Here is an 18,756-nt window from a genome sequence, read left to right as displayed (position 1 = left end):
GCGAAACCACCCACGCGGCAGGGGCATGGGTGGTTTCCACCGTCTGACTGGGACAGGGCATCAACATCTACCCATGTCCGTGAAGCCACCGCTAGGGACTGGCAGAGTTCGTGGTCAGCGAGGAGTCGGCGGATTCCCGTGGCCGAGCATCCGGCGCCCGCAGGCCGATGCGGGTGCGGAGCTGGCGGGTGTCGCGCGGCAGGTTCCAGCCGAGCACACCGGTGATCAGGCACTCCTGGGCGAACAGCGCGGCAAACCGGCCGGAGCCGACGTCACCGGCGGCGACCGAGGGCCGTGCGCCGGCCGGGAACGTGCCGTACGCCTGGATCTTGACGTCATACTGGTCGGTCCAGAAGTACGGCACCGGCGCGTACGGCTCGCCCTTGCCCAGCAGCGTGCGCGCCGCCGCAACGGCCTGCTCGGTGGCGTTCATCCGGTGCTCGACGCGCATCCGCACGCCGTGCGCCGGATGCGTCCACGAGGCGACGTCGCCCGCGGCGACCACGCCCGGACCGGCCTGGCACAGCGAGTCGCAGTCGACGCCGTTGCTGAGCGACAACCCGCTGCCCGCCAACCACTCCGTGTTCGGCACCGACCCGATCGCGACGAGCACGACATCGGCCGGCAGCGTGGAGCCGTCGGACAGCTCCACCGCGTTCACCCGGTCGTCGCCGACCAGCCCGGTCACGCCGACGCCCATGCGCAGCCGGACGCCGTGGTCGGCGTGCAGCTTGCCGACCAGGCCGCCGACCCACGGCCCGAACTGGGTGACCATCGGCGCCGGCAGCGGGTCGACGATGGTGACGGCCACGCCCTTGCCGCTGGCGACGGCGGCGACCTCGGAACCAATGAAGCCGGCCCCGACGATCACGACCGACCGTGCCGTCGCCAGGTCCGCCTTGAACGCCAACGTGTCGTCCAGCGTGTGCAACACGTGCACGCCGGCCAGATCCTGCCCGAAGGGCAGCCGCCGCGGCCTGACCCCGGTCGCGATCACCAGCCCGTCGTACTCAAGCGTGTTACCTGTGGACAGTGCGAGCCGCCGAGCCGAGAGGTCCAGCCCCGTCGCCCGCACGCCGAGCAGCCATTCGGCGTCCACAGTGGACGAAATAGTCACCTTTTCTGGTCCCCAGGCACCGGAAAGGATCTGCTTGGACAGCGGCGGACGGTCGTAGGGCATGCGGTCCTCGTCGCCGATCACCGTGAGCGGGCCGTGGTAGCCCTCACGGCGCAGCGTCTGGGCCGCGGTGAGCCCGGCGGCCGATGCGCCGACGACGGCGATCACGATTCCGCCACGGTGATCGCGTGCGCCGGGCACACCTGGGCGGCCTGACGGACGGCGTCGTGCAGCCCGGCCGGCGGGTTGTCCTGCAGCAGCTCGACGATGCCGTCCTCGTCGCGCTGGTCGAACACCTCCGGCGCGAGCAGCACGCACTGCCCCGCGCCACAACACTTGTCCTGCTCAACGGTGATCTGCATGGTCGTCTCCTGAACTGAGATGGTGGAAGTGGTCACCACGTGACCGGCAGCTCGTGGGCGCCGTAGATGGTCATGTCGCTGCGGAACGGGACGTCCTCCAGCGGCACGGCAAGGCGCATCGTCGGGTAGCGGCGCAGCAGCCCTTCGATGACGATCCGCAGTTCGGCGCGGGCCAGTGACTGTCCGAGGCATCCGTGGATGCCGTAGCCGAATGCGACGTGGTGCTGGGCGTTGGGACGGGTGATGTCCAGGCGGTCGGGGTCGGAGAAGGCCTCCGGGTCGCGATTCGCGCTGTGAATCGCGACGATCACGCCCTCGCCCGCCCGAAACAGCTGTCCGCCCACCTCGGTGTCGGCCAGCACCGCCCGGCGCGGGCCGTTGCGGATGATGGAGTGGAAACGCAGCAGTTCCTCGACGGCGCCGGGGATCAGCGCCGGGTCGTCGCGCAACCGCTGGGCCAGCTCGGGATCGCGCATCAGGGTGAGGGCGCTCAGGCCGATCATGTTGGCGGTGGTTTCGTGGCCGGCGACCAGAAGGATCCCGGCGAACGCGACGAGTTCTCGGTGGGTCAGCTGACCCTCGTCAACGATCAGGCGACCGAGGATGTCCTCGCCGGGGTGCTCCTGCTTGGAGGCCACCAACCGGTCGAGGTAGTCGACCAGTTCACGTCCGGCGGCGAGGTGCTGCTTCGGGTTGGTGGTGCGAGACAGCAGAACGCCGGTGAGGTGCTGGAACGTGGCGTGGTCTTCGTCCGGCACGCCCAGCAGCAGGCTGATCACGAGCGAGGGCAACGGCAGGGCCAGCGCCTTGACCAGGTCGACCGGGCGTTCGGCGTGGTCCATGGCGTCGCAGAGTTGCTCGGTGAACGCCTCGATCGACGGTTCCAGCGTGGCGATCCGCTTGACCATGAACTCCTTGGTCACCATGTGCCGGAGGCGGGTGTGCTCCGGTGGGTCCATCCGGATCAGGCCGCCGCTCGTGCTGGCGACCTCGCCGCCCGTCATTCCGCTGACGGGGTAGCCGGGTGCCGTGGTCATCGAGCTGAAGTGCTCGTGGTCGCCGAGAACGGCGCGGATGTCGGCGTGCCGGGTGACGAGCCAGGCCCAGGTGCCGTCGTGCAGCGCCACCTTGCTGATGGGGGCCTCGGTGCGCAGTCGGGTGAGTTCTGTCGGTGGCTCGAAGGGGCAGCCGGGTGGGGGCTCGAGGGGTTGGGGGGCGAGGCTGGTGTCGTGGGCCTGGGTGGGCATGTCACTCCTTACGTCGGTTGGTTCCCGGGCACGCTGGACAGTGCCTGCGTGCCCGGGATTCGTGTTGGTGGAAGGGAAATCGGGCCGGCTTTCAGGCCTTGGTCACGAGATCCGCGGTGTCGCCCGGGTGCGGTGGCACCTGATGGCTTTGCGTTGCTACGGGGTCAGAGTTTGCTGGCGGCGAAGGCGGCCGCGTCTTTGACATAGAGCAGCCCGTAGCTGAAATGAGGAAACGGGTCGATGCCCTTCGTGCAGATCAGGTCGCGGTGAGCGCAGTATTCCTTGGTGCGGGTATAATAGGTGCCGGTAATGCTTTTGCCGTGGGCGTGGATGGGGTTGCCGAACAGGAGCACGGCGGCGATCCTGGGCTCAATCGAGGCGGGAATGGTGGCTACGATCGGTCCACCGACGAGGGCCCCGTCGCTGCTGATCCCCAGTGAGTTGTCCACGACGTTGGCGCCCTGGGAGTAGCCGACCAGGATGAACCGCTGGTGAGGGCATGCGTGAGCCTGGTTCGTGACGTGCTCGACCAGGTCGCGGTTGCCTTGCTGTACTGACTTTGGCTGGTTGAGGTTGGCCGGGTAGTTCACCGGGTAACTGCTCAGTGACGTCGACGGCAGCTTGTGGTGTAGGGCGGAGAACGCCGGGCCGCCGACGATCCAGCCGAGTGCGCCGGGCTCCCAGGTGCCGCGGGCCACGACGACGTCAACGGCGGCGCACGAGGCGACCGGAGCAGCCGGGGCCGCCGGTGCGACCGCAGTGGACAAACTCGCAGTGCCCAGTGGCGCGATAACCGCTGCGATAAGCAGCGCGGGCAGCCAATGTTGCATACGACCGAGAAATGAATACATGAACAATCATCACCTTCGTAATTTGTGTGACGCCAGACAAGGGTCGACGCCGGTGAGATCGCGGCGGCGTCGCATCGCAGGCAGGCGCGAGCCGCGAAACAAAGGAAAAGGAAAAGGTTGAAAGGATCGGGACTGGCGGCAACCGGAGCTTCCCGCATAACCCGTGCTTCAGGTGTCACCACCTGATGTATGCGCGGAAACCGCGGTGACTGGTGCGCCAACGAAAGACGCGTGAACGTGATCTCTGTCGGATTGCCGGGCCTGGCCTGTGGTGTTCACAGTCGTCGGGGGCCCACGGCCGTCACGGGGCGTGTGCTGCCGCGGAAGTTCCCACGTGCTCACCGCTGCAGGCGGGTGTGCTGCCGGTGGTGTCGCACGCGCAGTTGGAGGATCCGGCAGGAGCGCATCCGCGCCAGTGGCAGCTTGTCGCCGCCGACGGCACACCACTCGGGACACCAGTAGATCCGAGAATTGCTTGACTGGATCCTCACCGGGATCACCCAGTCCGCCACGGAACCGAGCGAGGTCATGCACCATGCGAACCATCCCCTCAAAGGCCACTCCATTGGTGCCGCTGTGTGGTGTCGGGTATGGACTGGCCTGGAGCCGGCCACGGCCCTGCTGTCCCCTCTGTGCGCGATGGGGTGTGTCTGCTCCGGTCACTAGCGGTCCCTTCCTGGCTGTGTCGGGCTGATGTCGTTCTAGAACCAGATGTACTGCCAGGGATGTTGTCGCGTGTCGGCGTGCGAGCTGGGGAAACAACGCGAGATAACCCGGTGCGAGCAGGGAAGGGAGGGAGGAAGGGATGCCACGGCCGGAAAGTCCCCTGGACCCGGACGCGGGAGTGGTGCCGCGGTTCGCATGGGAGCTGCGCCGATTGCGGGAGAAGGCGGGCAGCCCGACCTATCGGCAGCTGGCGCGGCGCGCGCACTACTCGCAGGCGACGCTGGCCAAAGCCGCCGGCGGCCGTGACCTGCCGAGCTTGGCGGTCACCCTGGCGTACGTGCGGGCCTGCGATGGCGACGAACAGGAATGGGAGAAGCAGTGGCGGGAAGCAGCCGCCGAGACCGCGCCGAAGGCCCTGGAGGTCAGCACCGAATTTCACGAAACAGACGCAGCGGTGCCGTATGTGGGATTGGCCGCGTTCAGCCCGGAGGACGCCGATCGGTTCTTCGGCCGGGAGCAGTTGGTCGCCGAGTTGGTGGGCACGCTGGAACGGCACCGGTTCCTCGCGGTAGTCGGGGCGTCTGGATCAGGTAAGTCCTCCCTGCTGCGCGCGGGATTGCTCCCGACGGTGCGCGAGGAATGCTCACCCGTGCTGGTCACCCCTGGTACCGAGCCGGAATCCCGACTTCGCCAGGCCCTCAACGCCCGCCCGTCGGACACCGATGTGCTGCTGGTGGTGGACCAGTTCGAGGAACTGTTCACCCTCTGCCCCGACCTGGCCATCCAGGAGCGGTTCATCACCACCCTGTTGGAGGCGGTGCGCGAGCCTGGCAGCCGCACCCGGGTGGTGCTGGCCGTGCGGGCCGACTTCTACGCCCACTGCGCCGGGCACCGTGAGTTGGTGGCGGCGCTGCGGGAGGCGCAGGTGCTGGTCGGTCCGATGAGCACCGACGAACTGCGCACCGTGATCACCGGGCCGGCGGTCCGGTTCGGCTACAGCGTCGAGGGCGCGTTGGTGTCGCGTCTGATCGGCGATGCCACCGGCCAGCCCGGTGTGCTGCCGCTGCTGTCCCACGCCCTGCTGGAGACCTGGCGCCGCCGCCGCGGCAACGCTCTCACCCTGATCGGATACGACGCGGCCGGCGGCATCCACCGCGCCATCGCCCGCACCGCCGAACAGGCCTACGCCAGCCTGGACGACCAGCAGCGGCATCTCGCGCGGCAGATCTTCGGTCGGTTGGTCGCCCTGAGCGAGGGCACCGAGGACACCAAGCGCCGCGTCTCCCGCAGCGAACTCGACCACGACGACCCGACCACCGCCGCCGTGATCGACACCTTGGCCCGGGCGCGGCTGGTCACCGTGGACATCGACAGTGTGGAGATCGCCCACGAGGCGCTGATCCGCGCGTGGCCGCGGCTGAGGGACTGGCTGACCGAGGACCGCGAAGGGCTACGGATCCACCGACAGCTCACCGAGACGGCCCAGGCATGGGACTCGCTGGACCGTGATCCTGGAGCGCTCTACCGCGGCACCCGCCTGGGTCTAGCGCGTGACTGGGCCGACACTGCCCATCAGCGTGATCCCCTCAACGCCCTCGAACGGGCGTTCCTGGACGCCAGCGACCATGCTGCCCGGCGAGGCATTCGACGCCGACGTCAGCTTGTCTCGACGCTGGTCGTCCTGCTCGTGCTGGCCCTGGCCGCGAGCGGAGTGGCTGTCTACCAACGCCAGACCGCTGTGGACCGAGGCCGAATCGTCCTGGTCGGCAAGCTGATAGCGCAATCCACCGCATTGGCTGCGGGACAGCCGGACGCGTCGATGCTGCTCGCGGTCGAAGCCTTCCATCAAGACCCTGACCTGGTCGAGGCACGTAGTGCGCTGCTGAGCAGCCAAAGCCAGTACTTCGCGGCCCGCCTCCCCGCCGGCGCTGTCGACAGCGTGGCGTTTAGTCCTGATGGTCGCATCCTGGCCACCGCCAGCGCCGACACAACGACGCGGCTGTGGGACGTCGCGAACCATAGTCAGATCGTCACCCTCACCGGCCACAACGGCTTCGTCGAATCGGTGGCGTTCAGTCCTGATGGTCGCATCCTGGCCACCGCCGGCGACGACAAGACGGTGCGGCTGTGGGACGTTGCCAGCCGCAGTGTGATTGCCATCCTCACCGGCCACACCAGCCCCGTCACATCGGTGGCATTCAGTCCCGACGGCCACACTCTGGCCACCACCAGCGACGACACCACGACGCGATTGTGGGACGTTGCCAGCCGCAGTGTGATTGCCATCCTCACCGGCCACACCAGCCCCGTCACATCGGTGGCGTTTAGTCCTGACGGTCGCACTCTGGCCACCGCCGGCGACGACAAGACGGTGCGGCTGTGGGACGTTGCCAGCCGCAGTGTGATTGCCACTCTCACCGGCCACACCAGCCCCGTCACATCGGTGGCGTTTAGTCCTGACGGTCGCACTCTGGCCACCGCCGGCGACGACAAGACGGTGCGGCTGTGGGACGTTGCCAGCCGCAGTGTGATTGCCACTCTCACCGGCCACACCTACGACGTCGCATCGGTAGCGTTTAGTCCTGACGGTCGCACTCTGGCCACCGCCAGCTACGACAAGACGGTGCGGCTGTGGGACGTTGCCAGCCGCAGTGTGATTGCCATCCTCACCGGCCACACCAGCCCCGTCTATAGCGTGGCGTCCAGTCCCGATGGCCACACCCTGGCCACCACCAGTGCCGACAGCGTAGTGCTATGGAAGATCAACGATCCCGTTCTCACTCCTTACCCAGCCACGTCCATACACTGCTTGGCGTTCAGTCCCGATGGGCGCACTATGGCCACCGCTAGCGACGACAAGACGGTGCGGCTGTGGGACGTTGCCACCCACAATCAGATCGCCACCCTCACAGGCCACAACGGCCTCGTCACATCGGTGGCGTTTAGTCCTGACGGTCGCACTCTGGCCACCACCAGCGCCGACAAGACGGTGCGGCTGTGGGACGTTGCCAGCCGCAGTGTGATTGCCACTCTCACCGGCCACAACGGCCCCGTCCTCAGCGTGGCGTTCAGTCCCGATGGCCACACTCTGGCCACCACCAGCGCCGACACAACGACGCGGCTGTGGGACGTTGCCAGCCACAATCAGATCGCCATCCTCACAGGCCACACCTACGACGTCGAATCGGTGGCGTTTAGTCCTGACGGTCGCACTCTGGCCACCACCAGCGCCGACAAGACGGTGCGGCTGTGGGACGTTGCCAGCCGCAGTGTGATTGCCACCCTCACCGGCCACACCAGCCCCGTCACATCGGTGGCGTTTAGTCCCGACGGTCGCACCTTGGCCACCACCAGCGCCGACAAGACGGTGCGGCTGTGGGACGTTGCCAGCCGCAGTGTGATTGCCACCCTCACCGGCCACAACGGCCCCGTCCTCAGCGTGGCGTTCAGCCCCGATGGCCACACTCTGGCCACCGCCAGCGACGACACGACGGTGCGGCTATGGGATGTCGCCAGCCGCAGTGTGATTGCCACCCTGACCGGCCACACCGGCCCCGTCGGATCGGTGGCGTTCAGCTCCGACGGCCACACCCTCGCCACCGCCAGCGACGACACGACGGTACGCCTGTGGGATCCAGATCCCGCTCGAGTCATCGCTCACGACTGCACGCTGATCGGGACCATCACCCGCGCCCGATGGGAGCAGCTCATGCCCGATCTTGACTACCACCCCACCTGTTCCTGAATTCCCGGCAAGTCTTCGGCTCGCCTCAGGAGACCAAGTGGCGACATAATCCTGGCGAACACCCAGGCTTGGCTGGGGGCTGCGGTGACGTGTCGGCGCCGGTGACGTTAGGTGGCCTGCCGTGGGCTGCGGATCGCCAGCACGACGGCTGCGGTAGTGAAGGGCTTCGCTAGCAATGAAGCAAAATCTGGCCGCGTCGCAGATCGAGGTCGGGCAGCCCTGTTCCGCTGCGAGCTGTTCGGCATGGCGTTTGACGGCGACACACCACTGGCCAGCGCCGCCGCGGTCGCGCCGCACGTCATGCCGCTGGCGATCTCGCTGTCCCTGCGACTTTTCGGCAACGTCTTCGGCGGCACCATCATGGTGTCCCTGATCATGGCGATGTTCCGCCCTACATCCTGTGGGCACCGAACGTTCTTCGCCCGGCTGACCATCCTCTACTTTAGCCAGGCGACGGAGCCGCCGGACGAGCACCGCCGCACGTCCGTCAGTGGCCGTTCCTGTTCGACTCGCACCGGCCAGGTCCCCACCAGCATCGGCTGACCACCGCCCACCAAAGCGGTGCCGGTTCAGGTGAACCGGCACCGCGACAACAACGAGGTGTCAGTGCTTGCGCAATGCGGTGATGAAGTTCTGGCCGTTCGGTGTGCCAAGGCCAGTCATGGTGTCGTACCCCTCGGCAGTGACCTGGTTGGTGTACGCCGGGTTCTGGTTGTCGAAGGTCCACACTGAGGGTGGAACGGGGATGGTGCCGCCGAACACCGCCGCGGGGACATAGACGCCCTGGTACGCGGCGGGCGAGGACGAGGTGATGGGCAACGGGTCGTTCAGCGCGCTGCTGCCGGCCAGCGAGTACAGCAACGGGTTGATGAACCCGTAGCTGGCAGACTCACCCTGCTCGGCGGCTGCCACGATGCCGGCGACCAGCGGGGCGGCCAGGCTGGTGCCACCCACCGCGGCGACGGTGTAGGTGTCCGCGCCACCGTTCTTCCCCGGCTCGGTGACGGCCACGGCCATACCGGTGACCGGGTCGGCGAGCGCACTGACGTCCGGCACGACCCGCGCCGGGGTGGGGTTGCGGTTGCCCGCGCCTGGCAAGGTCATCGAGCTGGGCACGACGTTCTTCTGGTAGTCGGGCTCGTTCCACAGTGGACTGGCACCACCTCCGGCAGCGCCGAGGATGCCCCGGTCGGTGTAGGTGCCGTCGCTGTTGGTGGCGAGTACGTCGGTCGACCAGCCAGTCTCGAACAGCCGGTTGTTGTTCGCGTCCAGGCCGAGGCTGGTGCCACCGACGGCGGTCGCGTACGGGTCGGACGACGGAAACAGTATCCCCGGGCCGTCACCGGACGAGAAGTACATTCCGACGCCCTCATCGGCCGCGCGCAGCAGGATCGAGTGCATGATGTTGACCAGGGCAGGGCTCCCCTCGGCCAGTCCCCACGAGTTCGAGGTCGCCGACGCGAGCGGGTGGTTGCCGTCGCCGTCCAGCACGGCGTTGTCCGCGTCGAACAGGGCCTGCACACCACCATTCTTGATGTTGCAGCCGTCCCCGCCGACGAGCAACTGGTGCTGGTCGGGCGCCATGGCGTAGCTGGACTCGATGTCCAACTGCTCCTCGATGTCGAAACCGTTGCCGCAGGCGTTGCCGGCGCCCAGCGACAGCTCGGAATAGTTCTGCGGCTTGGGGGAGGGCAGACCGCCGGCCGCGGCCCACTTGGTCAGGGTCTCCATCATCTTGTACGGCGTGCCAATCTCGATGTAGGCGACGGTGACGCCCTTGCCGGTGTTGTCACTGTTCATGCCGTAGGCGGCGCGCAGCTGGCTGCCGTTGTATCCGCAGATGCGGGTGGGGAAGCTGGTGTTGCCGTTGAAGGCGGGCAGGCCGGTCTGGGTGTTCTGGCCGTAGTAGTTGGAGCAGTTGTCGGCTGCGCCCGTGGCCTGCGGCGCAGTGGGCTTGACTGTGGCCATCTCGGTCTTGGGCTGGATGTTGTCCAGGCCGCTGACGCCGATCACGTCACCGGCGATCGTCGCGGGCAGGGTGATATTGCGGTCGTTGGAGGTGACCGGGGTCGGCTGGCCAGCGACGCGGAACTGTTTCATCTGCACGTGGAAGGCGTTCTGCACGGTCGAGATCGGCGCGGTGGCCTGAATGTATGCCCGCTGCGGGTCTGTCGTGGTGTCGGTGAAACCCCGCTGGCTCAGCCATGAGGACACCGCGGTGGCGCTCGCCGCGGTCGCGCCGAACTTCGCGGTGTACGCGCTGGGGCTGAGATATTTGTGGAAGCTCACGCTCGTCGGGTTGCTGACCGCGTCCGCGTAGGAGGCCGCTGCGGTCTCGTTTCCCTTGAGCCACAGCTGAACGGTCAGGCTCTGCGTTGCCGGCACGTCACCCACCGCGGGACCGGCCGCGGTCACCGCGTCCGGGACCGAACCGGGCATGACCACGTCGGGCGGCGAGGCCTGCGCGACGCCGACGCCCCCGCCGAACAGCCCGGCAAGGCAGCATGTCGCCGCCGCAGCTGCTTTGTTGACCCGTGAATTGACTCGCATTCGGGTTCTCCTGTCGGTTGAGTGCCTTGTGTCAGGTGGATCGCGAACCAGCCGAACTGACGAATGCAGCCTGGACTCCGCAGGTCTGGCCAGACATGCGCAAGTGAAACGACGACTGATCGAATACTGAGGAACTCTCGATCAAGACGCCTGGTTTAGGTTCGGTTACCTGCCTGGGTCCCGCGAATGGACACCTCTATGTCTCCAGCCACTGCTCCCATTGAGTCGTCCTCAACCTGCGCCGGCTGTAAGGATCTAGCCTCAGGGTTGGACGCGTCAGGTGCCCAACGCAAGCGGCCATCCACGTGGCCTCTGTCAACCGAAGATCATGTCCCTTCATGGGTGGAGGTCAGGCCGTGTCGGTGCTTCGGGCCGGTTGCCGGGTCGCTTCGGTGGAAGCGTGATCGGGACGTACCTGTCACGCGACTCAGTGGCGGGTAGCCGTCATTCGGTCGCCGCGCATCGGCCAGCAGGACGTGTGATGCGTCGTTCGTTCGGGCTGTCGGCCTGGTGTCGGAAGGCCCTGTCCGCTATGCCGCGGGACGCGGGACGCTGAGTTACCGCACCAACCCGATCAGTAACTTGGGTGGAGGAGACGCTTATGACCTCCGCGTCATCCGACGAATCCATGAACGAGTTCGCCGACGTGCCGCGCCCCAGGATGTCTCGCCGGGGTGTGGTTCGAGCTGGCGCGCTGGCACTCGGGCTGGGCGCGGCCCCGGCGCGGGCGGCGGAGGTGCCCGGCACCGCGCCCGCCGCGGGTGTGCGACCGTTCCGGGTGCACATCTCGCCGACTGTGCTCGGCGACCTGCGCCGCCGGATCGCGGCAACCCGTTGGCCTGACTCAGAAACCGTTGCTGATACCTCGCAGGGGGTGCCGCTGATGCTGATGCGCAGCGTCGCGCGCTACTGGGGCGAAGGGTACGACTGGCGCCGATTCGAGCTCTACCAAGCGCCGCGGACCTGGGCGGAACGCGCGTATCACAACCTCATCTACTTCCACGAGGCCGGAAAGGGCGGACACTTCGCGGCCTGGGAACAGCCATTCATCTACGCCGCCGAGCTGCGGGCCGGGTTCCGGCCGTTGCGTTCCGCACTCTGAGCGCGGAGCGCCACGCGAGCCTCGTCCCGGTGCCAGCACGCGATCGTGGATCGAGCCTGGAGGTTCATCGACGTGAACGACAAGACGACGAACAACCGCGGTGTGCGCACGCCAGCGGTGCCCGCGGTGCTGAACGATCCGACGCGCAACCGGGGCGTGGCGTTCACCGAGACGGAGCGGGCCGCCCTTGGCCTGACGGGGCGGCTCCCCTCGGCCGTGCTGACGCTGGAACAGCAGGCGTTGCGCGCCTACAGCCAGCTGCATCGGCAGAACAGCGATCTGGCCAAGAACGTCTACCTGGAACAGCTGCACGACCGCAACGAGGTCCTGTACTACAAGGTGCTCGGCGATCACCTCGCCGAGCTGCTGCCCGTCGTGTACGACCCGACGGTGGGCGAGGCAATCGAGCGCTACTCGCACGAGTACCGCAGGCCCCGCGGCGTGTTCCTGTCCATCGACCGGCCCGACGACATCGCCGAGGCGTTCGCCACGGTGGAGTTGGGGCCGGATGAGGTGGACCTGATCGTGTGCACCGATGCCGAGGAGATCCTCGGCATCGGTGACTGGGGAGTGGGCGGCATCCAGATCGCCGTCGGCAAGTTGGCCGTCTACACCGCCGCCGCCGGTATCGACCCGCGTCGGGTGATCCCGGTGTCGCTGGACGTCGGAACCGACAACGAGGAGCTGCGCAACGACTACCTGTACCTGGGCAACCGGCATGCCCGGGTCCGCGGCCCCGCGTACGACGCGTTCATCGCCAAGTACCTGCGGACCGTGTCGTCGCTGTTTCCGAACGCGTTGCTGCACTTCGAGGATTTCGGGCCGGGCAACGCGCGGCGGATCCTGCAGACCTATGCGGACGAGTTCCGGATCTTCAACGACGACATGCAGGGCACCGGGGCGATCACCCTGGCCGCCACGCTGTCGGCGGTGAAGGTGACCGGGGTGCCGATGCGTGAGCAGAAGCTGCTGGTGTTCGGGGCCGGCACCGCCGGGGTCGGCATCGCCGACCAGATCCACGACGCCATGGTTCGTGACGGCGCGGCCGCCGAGCAAGCCCGCTCGCAGGTGTGGCTGGTGGACAGGCAGGGCCTGCTCACCAGCGACATGCCAGACCTGCGGGACTTCCAGCAGCCGTACGCCCGTGACCCGGCCGAAGTCAAAGGCTGGGCCGCCGACGGCGGACCGATCACGCTGCTGGACGCGGTCCGGCACGTCAGGCCGACCATCTTGCTCGGCACCTCCACCGCGCACGGAGCCTTCACGCGGGAGGTCATCGAGACGATGAGCGCCGGCGTGCAGCGGCCGATCGTGTTCCCGATCTCCAACCCGACCTCGCGGATCGAGGCCATGCCCGCCGACGTCATCGCCTGGTCGGAGGGCAGGGCGCTGGTCGCGGCGGGTATCCCGGTGCCCCCGGTGGAGTATCAGGGCGTCACGTACCGGATCGGGCAGGCGAACAACGCGCTGCTGTACCCGGGGCTGGGACTGGGCACGATCGTGTCGGGCGCGTCGCGCGTGACGGCGGGCATGTTGCTGGCGGCGGCCGAGGCGGTGGCCGGCCAGGTCGACGTCAGCCAGCGCGGCGCCGCGCTGGTGCCGCCAGTGGACAACCTGCGTGCTTCCTCGGCGACCACGGCCGTCGCGGTGGCCCACGCCGCGATGTCTGATGGCGTTGCCACAACGAAGTCCCAGGATCTGGTCCAGGCCGTCCAGGACGCCATGTGGCAACCCGTCTACCCGGACGGAGCAGGCGCGTCATGACCGGCGCCGAGCCGAAACCGACGATCCTCGAGCTGCCCATCGGCCTGGACGCGACCGGAACTCGCACGGAGTCCGACAGTCTCGGCGAGGTCGAGGTGCCGGCGGACCGGTACTGGGGCGCGCAGACCCAGCGCAGCCTGGAGCACTTCGCCATCGGCCGCGACCGGATGCCGACCGAGGTGTACCACGCCTACGGGTACGTGAAGAAGGCGGCCGCGATCGTGAACGCCCGGGCCGGACGGCTGTCCGCCTGGAAGGCCGAGCTGATCCAGCGGGTCTGCGACGAGGTGATCGCCGGGAAGCTGGATGAGCACTTCCCGCTCTATGTGTTCCAGACCGGGTCGGGCACCCAGTCGAACATGAACGTCAACGAGGTCGTCGCCAACCGGTGCATCCAGCTGGTGGGCGGCACTCCGGGCAGCAAGCAACCGGTGCATCCCAACGATCACGTGAACATGGGACAGTCCAGCAACGACACGTTCCCCACGGCAATGCATATCGCCGCCCACACGATGGCGACGCGGCGGACGATCCCGGCCCTGGCCCGGCTGCGCGATGCCCTCGACCGCAAGGCACGGCAGTGGGCGAACGTGGTGAAGATCGGCCGCACCCATCTCGAGGACGCGGTCCCGCTGACCGTGGGCCAGGAATGGTCCGGGTATGCCGGAGCACTCGACGACGCGATCGCCGATGCCGAGCACGCCACCAGCGGCCTGCTGAACCTGGCCATGGGCGGCACGGCGGTGGGAACCGGGCTGAACGCACCGCCGGGGTTCGGCGAGGAGGTGGCGGCGGAGATCACCGCCATGACCGGCGCACCGTTCCGGACCGCACGGAACAAGTTCACCGCCCAGGGCACCCTGGATGCGATCGTGCGCGCGCACGCCGGACTCAAGGCCGCGGCCGTCACCCTGTTCAAGATCGCCAACGACCTGCGCTGGCTCGGTTCGGGGCCGCGGACCGGGCTGGGTGAGCTGATCCTGCCGGCCAACGAGCCGGGATCCTCGATCATGCCGGGCAAGGTCAACCCCACCCAGGCCGAGGCGATGCTGATGGTCGCCGTCCAGGTCATCGCCTCCGACGTCGCGGTGACGGTGGGTGGCGCCGAGGGCAATTTCGAACTCAACGCGTTTCGGCCGGTCCTGATCAGCAACTACCTGCACTCCGCGCTGATCCTTGCCGATATGTGCGACCACTTCCGCGAGTTCCTGGTCGAGGGTGCTCAACTGAACCAGGCCACGCTGACCGGGAACATCGAGCGCTCGGTGATGATGGTGACCGCGCTGTCGCCGGTCATCGGCTACGACAAGGCGTCCGTCATCGCCCACTACGCCATCGACCACGACCTCACCTTGAAAGAGGCGGCGCTGGCCAATGGCGTCACCGACGAACTGTACGAACGGGTTGTCGATCCGCTCGCGCTGACCCGCGGCGGCGCCGCCGACATCCCGTCGGGGAAGTCGTGAACGCCTTGTCGGTTCACGTTCCCTGGACCCACGCGGTCATCGATCAGAGGGTTCCTAACGGGGATGGGACAGCCATCTGGTCACTCCTGTCTGGTCGGCTGAGTGCGCCGAGGGATCCTGGCCGCCAAGGATGCCGAAGAGATCATCGGCGGCAGTGCGGCGGGTGCCGAACGGGCTTCCCTCGACGGCGGCGTGGCGGTTCAGCTCGCGAGATGGGTCCACCTCGGTGATGCCAGCCACCGTGCCGGATGCTTCGTGAACGGCGACGACCACACGCTGCTCCACGCCGCGTTCGCGTTGGTACTGCTCGACGCTTCGGATCCGGTCCGGGGTCCACTGCGGTGACTCGTAAGCGGATTGGCCGAGGGGCGCGTCATGAATCGCGGCGCGTGCGTCGGCGTAGGAAGTGATGAGGTCAGCGGGCGCGTGGCCGATCCACCGCACGATGCGATAGCCGGCCGGCGGCTCGATTGCCCACGAGGCCGGATCGACGTCTCGAAGCGCCAGCTGCTGGCTCACGGTCGCATGCGACAGCCGAAAGCCACGCGCGAGGGCCCACCGCTCGCCGACACCGTCTCTGGTGATCCACCAGCCCTCTACCGTAGTCCTTGCCTCGGCTCGCAACACCGGGAAAAGAGTACGCAGGAAGTCGCTGCCGATGCCCTGTCGACGCGCATCCGGACGCACGGTGATCTCGACCATGGCGACGTCCTTGGTCTCCAACATCGGCAGGCTCACCGTCATGTGCCCGACGACCTTGCCGGCCTGATACGCGAACCAGTGCCGGATGGTTTCAGCATCCGAACTGGGCCTGCGCAATCGGCCGATCACCCGTTCGTAGTTCACGTCCGGCCAGTCTGGGCAGTCGATCTTCGCGCTTGCCGTGACCAGTTCGTGGTACTCCGCCAGCGCGGCCTCCTCCGCCTGATCCGGGTTGCACGGCCTGATGTCGGCTTGCGGCGCCACGACGATTATCCTCTCCTCGGCTCGACAGCGACACCCGTGAATCCTCCACCGAAAGCGGCTGGCGGCGCCATGGCTGGCGATCATGCCCTTCCCGCTGAACCCCTTCGTCGCAGGTCGGCGCGGGTCCGTTCAGAGTCGTTGAGCGTAGTTCGGGACCGTTCGGCACACATGTCTGCTCCCCATCGTTGGGCGAGGCAACGCCACTACCAGGCACATACCGCGGGAAGGGCTCGATTGACATCCGTTCGACGGTTGACAGTGATCGACGACAATCGTTAGGTCAAGGGGCAGGACCTTGCCACTCTCGATACTGGGGGCGCTTCGATGAGACACCGCACCCTGCTCGTCTCGGTCATCTGCGCGCTGGTCTTCGCCGCTGTGCCCGGGCTCGCCACGGCGGCCACGCCCGGTCCGGTGGACGAGCAGAACGTGACCTGGCTGGACCATGTAGACACACCGACATCGGTGACTGGCCTGGCATTCATCGACTATCCGGACGGTCGCGCGGGAGACGTGATGTTCGGTGACGGGCCGTTCGGGTTGCGCGCCTGGTCGCTGGCCGACCCCGTCCACCCGGCCCTGCTCGACGAGCTTCCGGCCTCGGCGTTGGCCCTGCCCGGCGATGACGTCAGCAGGGGATTCTGGGAAGGCGAGCACCTTCAAGTCGACCCGGTGCGCCATCTGGTGTTCCTCACCCGCGACCCGCGCGCGTTCGGCGGCGACAAGCAAACCGGCACTTCCGGGCTGTACATTGTGGACGCACGCGACCCACGCCACCTCCGCCTGATCACCTTCCACGAGGAGCCCGGCGGACACACCTCGCAGTGCATCTCCCACTGCCGCTACCTGTGGAGCGGTGGCCCCTCGCACACCGGAACGGGCAAACAGCCCCCGGACTGGCAGGGCCAACCCGCGTGGGTCACTGACGTGGCAGACCCCGCGCACCCCTACACCTTCCCGACGCCGGTCGACCTGCACCGCAACGACGGTGTCACCGACTACGTGCACGACACCGACGTCGACGCCATGGGCATCGCCTGGACCTCCGGCGCCGGTGGAGTACGTGGCTACTGGACCTCCGGCGTTCACATCGACCCGGTCAGCGGGCGGGTCCGGTTGGCGACTCCGTGGGACCCGATCCCGTACGCGGGCGGCAAGATCATCAGCCCGAACGACGCCAACTACACCTTCGACCACAACTCCTGGCATCCGCTGCGTGCGATCGGCGGCTTCGACCCGGGAGAACTGCTGTTCGTCACCGACGAGGACTTCGGTAACACGTGTGCCGACTCCGGCCAGCTGCTGATCGCCTCGCTGGCCGGCAGCTACGACGGCGCGGGCTGGCGCTCCACACCGAGCACGCCGTTTCGGCTGCGGGTGGTGGGTAGCTGGAGCCCCGCCGGGCAGCCCGGCGAGGTGGCGGGCGCGGAGAACGACTGCTCGGCGCACTTCTTCCAACCACTGACCGGGGTCGGCGACGGCAACATACTGGTGCAGGCCTTCTATGGGCAGGGCACCCGCTTCATCGACGTCAGCGATCCACGCCACCCGGTGCAGGTCGGGTATTTCGTGCCCGCCGGCAGCGAGGCCGCCACCCCGGCCTTCCACGACGGCCTGGTGTACGCCGCGCAGTACTCCGGTGGCGTCGATGTGCTGCGCTTCAGGCCGCCACACCTCTGACGAGTACTGGTCGTCGGGTCGATGGCCGGCTCGGTCGGATTAAGAAGGTGACGTGATCACTGGGATCTGAACCTGTTGTTGGACGCGGCGAGACGGCGGGAGGAGGGTGGGTGTCGTGGCCGGAACGGCCGGTGTGGAGAGGAAACGGCATGGAATACCGCACGCTCGGCGGGACCGGGACGATCGTGTCGTCGCTGTGCCTGGGCACGATGACCTTCGGCAGCGAGAGCAGCGAGGAGGCGTCGCACGCGCAGCTGGACCGGTTCCTGGAGCAGGGCGGCAACTTCATCGACACCGCCAACGTGTACTCCCGCGGCGTCTCCGAGGAGATCATCGGCCGGTGGCTGGCCACGCGGCCCGGAGTGCGGGACCAGGTGGTGATCGCGACCAAGGGCCGCTTCCCAATGGGTGCCGGGCCCAACGACGTGGGCCTGAGCCGAACGAGTCTGACCCGCGCGCTGGACGCCAGCCTCCGACGGCTCCAGGTCGAGACCGTCGACCTCTACCAGGCGCACGCCTGGGACGCGTTGACGCCGATCGAGGAGACGCTGCGGTTCTTCGACGACGCCGTGAAGGCCGGCAAGATCCGGTACGCGGGCGTGAGCAACTTCCTCGGCTGGCAGCTGCAGAAGGCCGCGATGCTGACCGGTTTCCTCGGCCTGACGCCGATCGTCACCCTGCAGCCGCAGTACAACCTGCTGGTCCGCGAGATCGAGTTCGAGCTGACCGGCGTCTGCCAGAACGAGAACATCGGCATCCTGCCGTGGTCGCCGCTGGCCGGCGGCTGGCTGACCGGCAAGTACCGTCGCGACGAGGTCCCGACCGGCGCCAGCCGTCTCGGCGAGAACCCCGAGCGCGGCATGGAGGCGTACGCGCCACGCAACGCCCAGCAGCGGACCTGGCAGGTCATCGACGCGGTCCGTGAGATCGCTGAGTCGCGCGGGGTGTCGATGGCGCAGGTGGCGCTGGCGTGGACGGCTGACCGGCCAGCGGTCACGTCGGTGATCCTCGGTGCCCGCACGGTCGAGCAGCTCGACGACAACCTGGCCGCCGCGGAGTTCCATCTGTCCGTGGAGGAGACGACGGTGCTGGACGACGCCAGCGAGCCGATCATCGGCGACTACCCGTACGGACCGCAGGGCCGCCAGCAGCGCGCCAGCGGCCGCGAGCTGTAGCCACGCGGTGAGCGCTTCCACACCGGCTGAACCCGTTCGGGTGCGCACCGTCGACGCCGGCCGGG

Annotated in this window: 14 protein-coding genes; 7 read left to right on the top strand and 7 right to left on the bottom strand. The window is 67.7% G+C overall.

The window, feature by feature from the left end; genetic code table 11:
* Positions 1 to 91: 91 nt before the first annotated feature.
* The 5 genes from JJ691_RS24410 to JJ691_RS24390 all read right to left on the bottom strand — a co-directional run bounded on the left by JJ691_RS24410 (position 92) and on the right by JJ691_RS24390 (position 4,068).
* On the bottom strand, positions 92 to 1,285 hold the full coding sequence (locus JJ691_RS24410) for an NAD(P)/FAD-dependent oxidoreductase (RefSeq protein ID WP_249228151.1): 1,194 nt from the start codon (positions 1,283 to 1,285) through the stop codon (positions 92 to 94).
* Positions 1,282 to 1,479, bottom strand: coding sequence for a ferredoxin (locus JJ691_RS24405; RefSeq protein ID WP_211771027.1), 198 nt, complete (start codon positions 1,477 to 1,479; stop codon positions 1,282 to 1,284). The genes JJ691_RS24410 and JJ691_RS24405 overlap by 4 nt, the downstream gene beginning before the upstream one ends.
* Before the next feature lie 32 nt (positions 1,480 to 1,511).
* The gene (locus tag JJ691_RS24400; protein WP_211771026.1) at positions 1,512 to 2,726 is read right to left on the bottom strand and encodes a cytochrome P450; all 1,215 of its coding nucleotides are present in this window, start codon (positions 2,724 to 2,726) and stop codon (positions 1,512 to 1,514) included.
* A 164-nt stretch (positions 2,727 to 2,890) separates the two neighbouring features.
* Positions 2,891 to 3,577, bottom strand: coding sequence for a cutinase family protein (locus JJ691_RS24395; protein ID WP_249228150.1), 687 nt, complete (start codon positions 3,575 to 3,577; stop codon positions 2,891 to 2,893).
* Between the two features lie 338 nt (positions 3,578 to 3,915).
* Positions 3,916 to 4,068 carry a hypothetical protein gene (locus tag JJ691_RS24390; protein WP_211771025.1) on the bottom strand — a complete coding sequence of 51 codons (153 nt, stop codon included), beginning with the start codon at positions 4,066 to 4,068 and terminating at the stop codon, positions 3,916 to 3,918.
* A 314-nt stretch (positions 4,069 to 4,382) separates the two neighbouring features.
* Between JJ691_RS24390 and JJ691_RS24385 the strand changes: the two genes are divergently transcribed.
* Together JJ691_RS24385 and JJ691_RS24380 are read left to right on the top strand one after the other, a co-directional pair.
* The gene (locus tag JJ691_RS24385; RefSeq protein ID WP_211771024.1) at positions 4,383 to 7,988 is read left to right on the top strand and encodes an nSTAND1 domain-containing NTPase; all 3,606 of its coding nucleotides are present in this window, start codon (positions 4,383 to 4,385) and stop codon (positions 7,986 to 7,988) included.
* Positions 7,989 to 8,231: 243 nt separating this feature from the next.
* Positions 8,232 to 8,531 carry a hypothetical protein gene (locus JJ691_RS24380; RefSeq protein ID WP_211771023.1) on the top strand — a complete coding sequence of 100 codons (300 nt, stop codon included), beginning with the start codon at positions 8,232 to 8,234 and terminating at the stop codon, positions 8,529 to 8,531.
* Between the two features lie 60 nt (positions 8,532 to 8,591).
* On the opposite strand, the gene JJ691_RS24375 is transcribed toward JJ691_RS24380, so the two are convergent.
* A complete protein-coding gene (locus tag JJ691_RS24375) occupies positions 8,592 to 10,538 on the bottom strand; it encodes a S53 family peptidase (protein WP_211771022.1) in 1,947 nt (648 codons plus the stop codon).
* A 601-nt stretch (positions 10,539 to 11,139) separates the two neighbouring features.
* Here JJ691_RS24375 and JJ691_RS24370 point away from each other — a divergent pair.
* The 3 genes from JJ691_RS24370 to JJ691_RS24360 all read left to right on the top strand — a co-directional run bounded on the left by JJ691_RS24370 (position 11,140) and on the right by JJ691_RS24360 (position 14,870).
* Positions 11,140 to 11,640, top strand: coding sequence for an epoxide hydrolase N-terminal domain-containing protein (locus JJ691_RS24370; RefSeq protein WP_249228149.1), 501 nt, complete (start codon positions 11,140 to 11,142; stop codon positions 11,638 to 11,640).
* Positions 11,641 to 11,712: 72 nt separating this feature from the next.
* Positions 11,713 to 13,404 carry an NAD-dependent malic enzyme gene (locus JJ691_RS24365; RefSeq protein ID WP_249228148.1) on the top strand — a complete coding sequence of 564 codons (1,692 nt, stop codon included), beginning with the start codon at positions 11,713 to 11,715 and terminating at the stop codon, positions 13,402 to 13,404.
* Positions 13,401 to 14,870 (top strand): class II fumarate hydratase, encoded by a 1,470-nt coding sequence (locus tag JJ691_RS24360; RefSeq protein ID WP_211771021.1) that lies wholly within the window; start codon positions 13,401 to 13,403, stop codon positions 14,868 to 14,870. The genes JJ691_RS24365 and JJ691_RS24360 overlap by 4 nt, the downstream gene beginning before the upstream one ends.
* Before the next feature lie 54 nt (positions 14,871 to 14,924).
* Here the strand turns inward: JJ691_RS24360 and JJ691_RS24355 are convergent, their stop codons facing one another.
* Positions 14,925 to 15,836 (bottom strand): GNAT family N-acetyltransferase, encoded by a 912-nt coding sequence (locus JJ691_RS24355; RefSeq protein ID WP_211771020.1) that lies wholly within the window; start codon positions 15,834 to 15,836, stop codon positions 14,925 to 14,927.
* Positions 15,837 to 16,160: 324 nt separating this feature from the next.
* Between JJ691_RS24355 and JJ691_RS24350 the strand changes: the two genes are divergently transcribed.
* Positions 16,161 to 17,516, top strand: a complete 1,356-nt coding sequence (locus JJ691_RS24350; protein ID WP_211771019.1) for a hypothetical protein — start codon at positions 16,161 to 16,163, stop codon at positions 17,514 to 17,516.
* A 149-nt stretch (positions 17,517 to 17,665) separates the two neighbouring features.
* The gene (locus JJ691_RS24345) at positions 17,666 to 18,691 is read left to right on the top strand and encodes an aldo/keto reductase (protein WP_211771018.1); all 1,026 of its coding nucleotides are present in this window, start codon (positions 17,666 to 17,668) and stop codon (positions 18,689 to 18,691) included.
* Positions 18,692 to 18,756 lie beyond the last annotated feature (65 nt).

Origin of the sequence: Kutzneria sp. CA-103260 (genome assembly GCF_018263855.1) — a bacterium.
In the GTDB taxonomy this organism is placed as follows: domain Bacteria; phylum Actinomycetota; class Actinomycetes; order Mycobacteriales; family Pseudonocardiaceae; genus Kutzneria.
The sequence above is the reverse complement of the archived record's forward strand: the minus strand, read 5'-3'. Positions and strand labels throughout refer to the sequence as shown.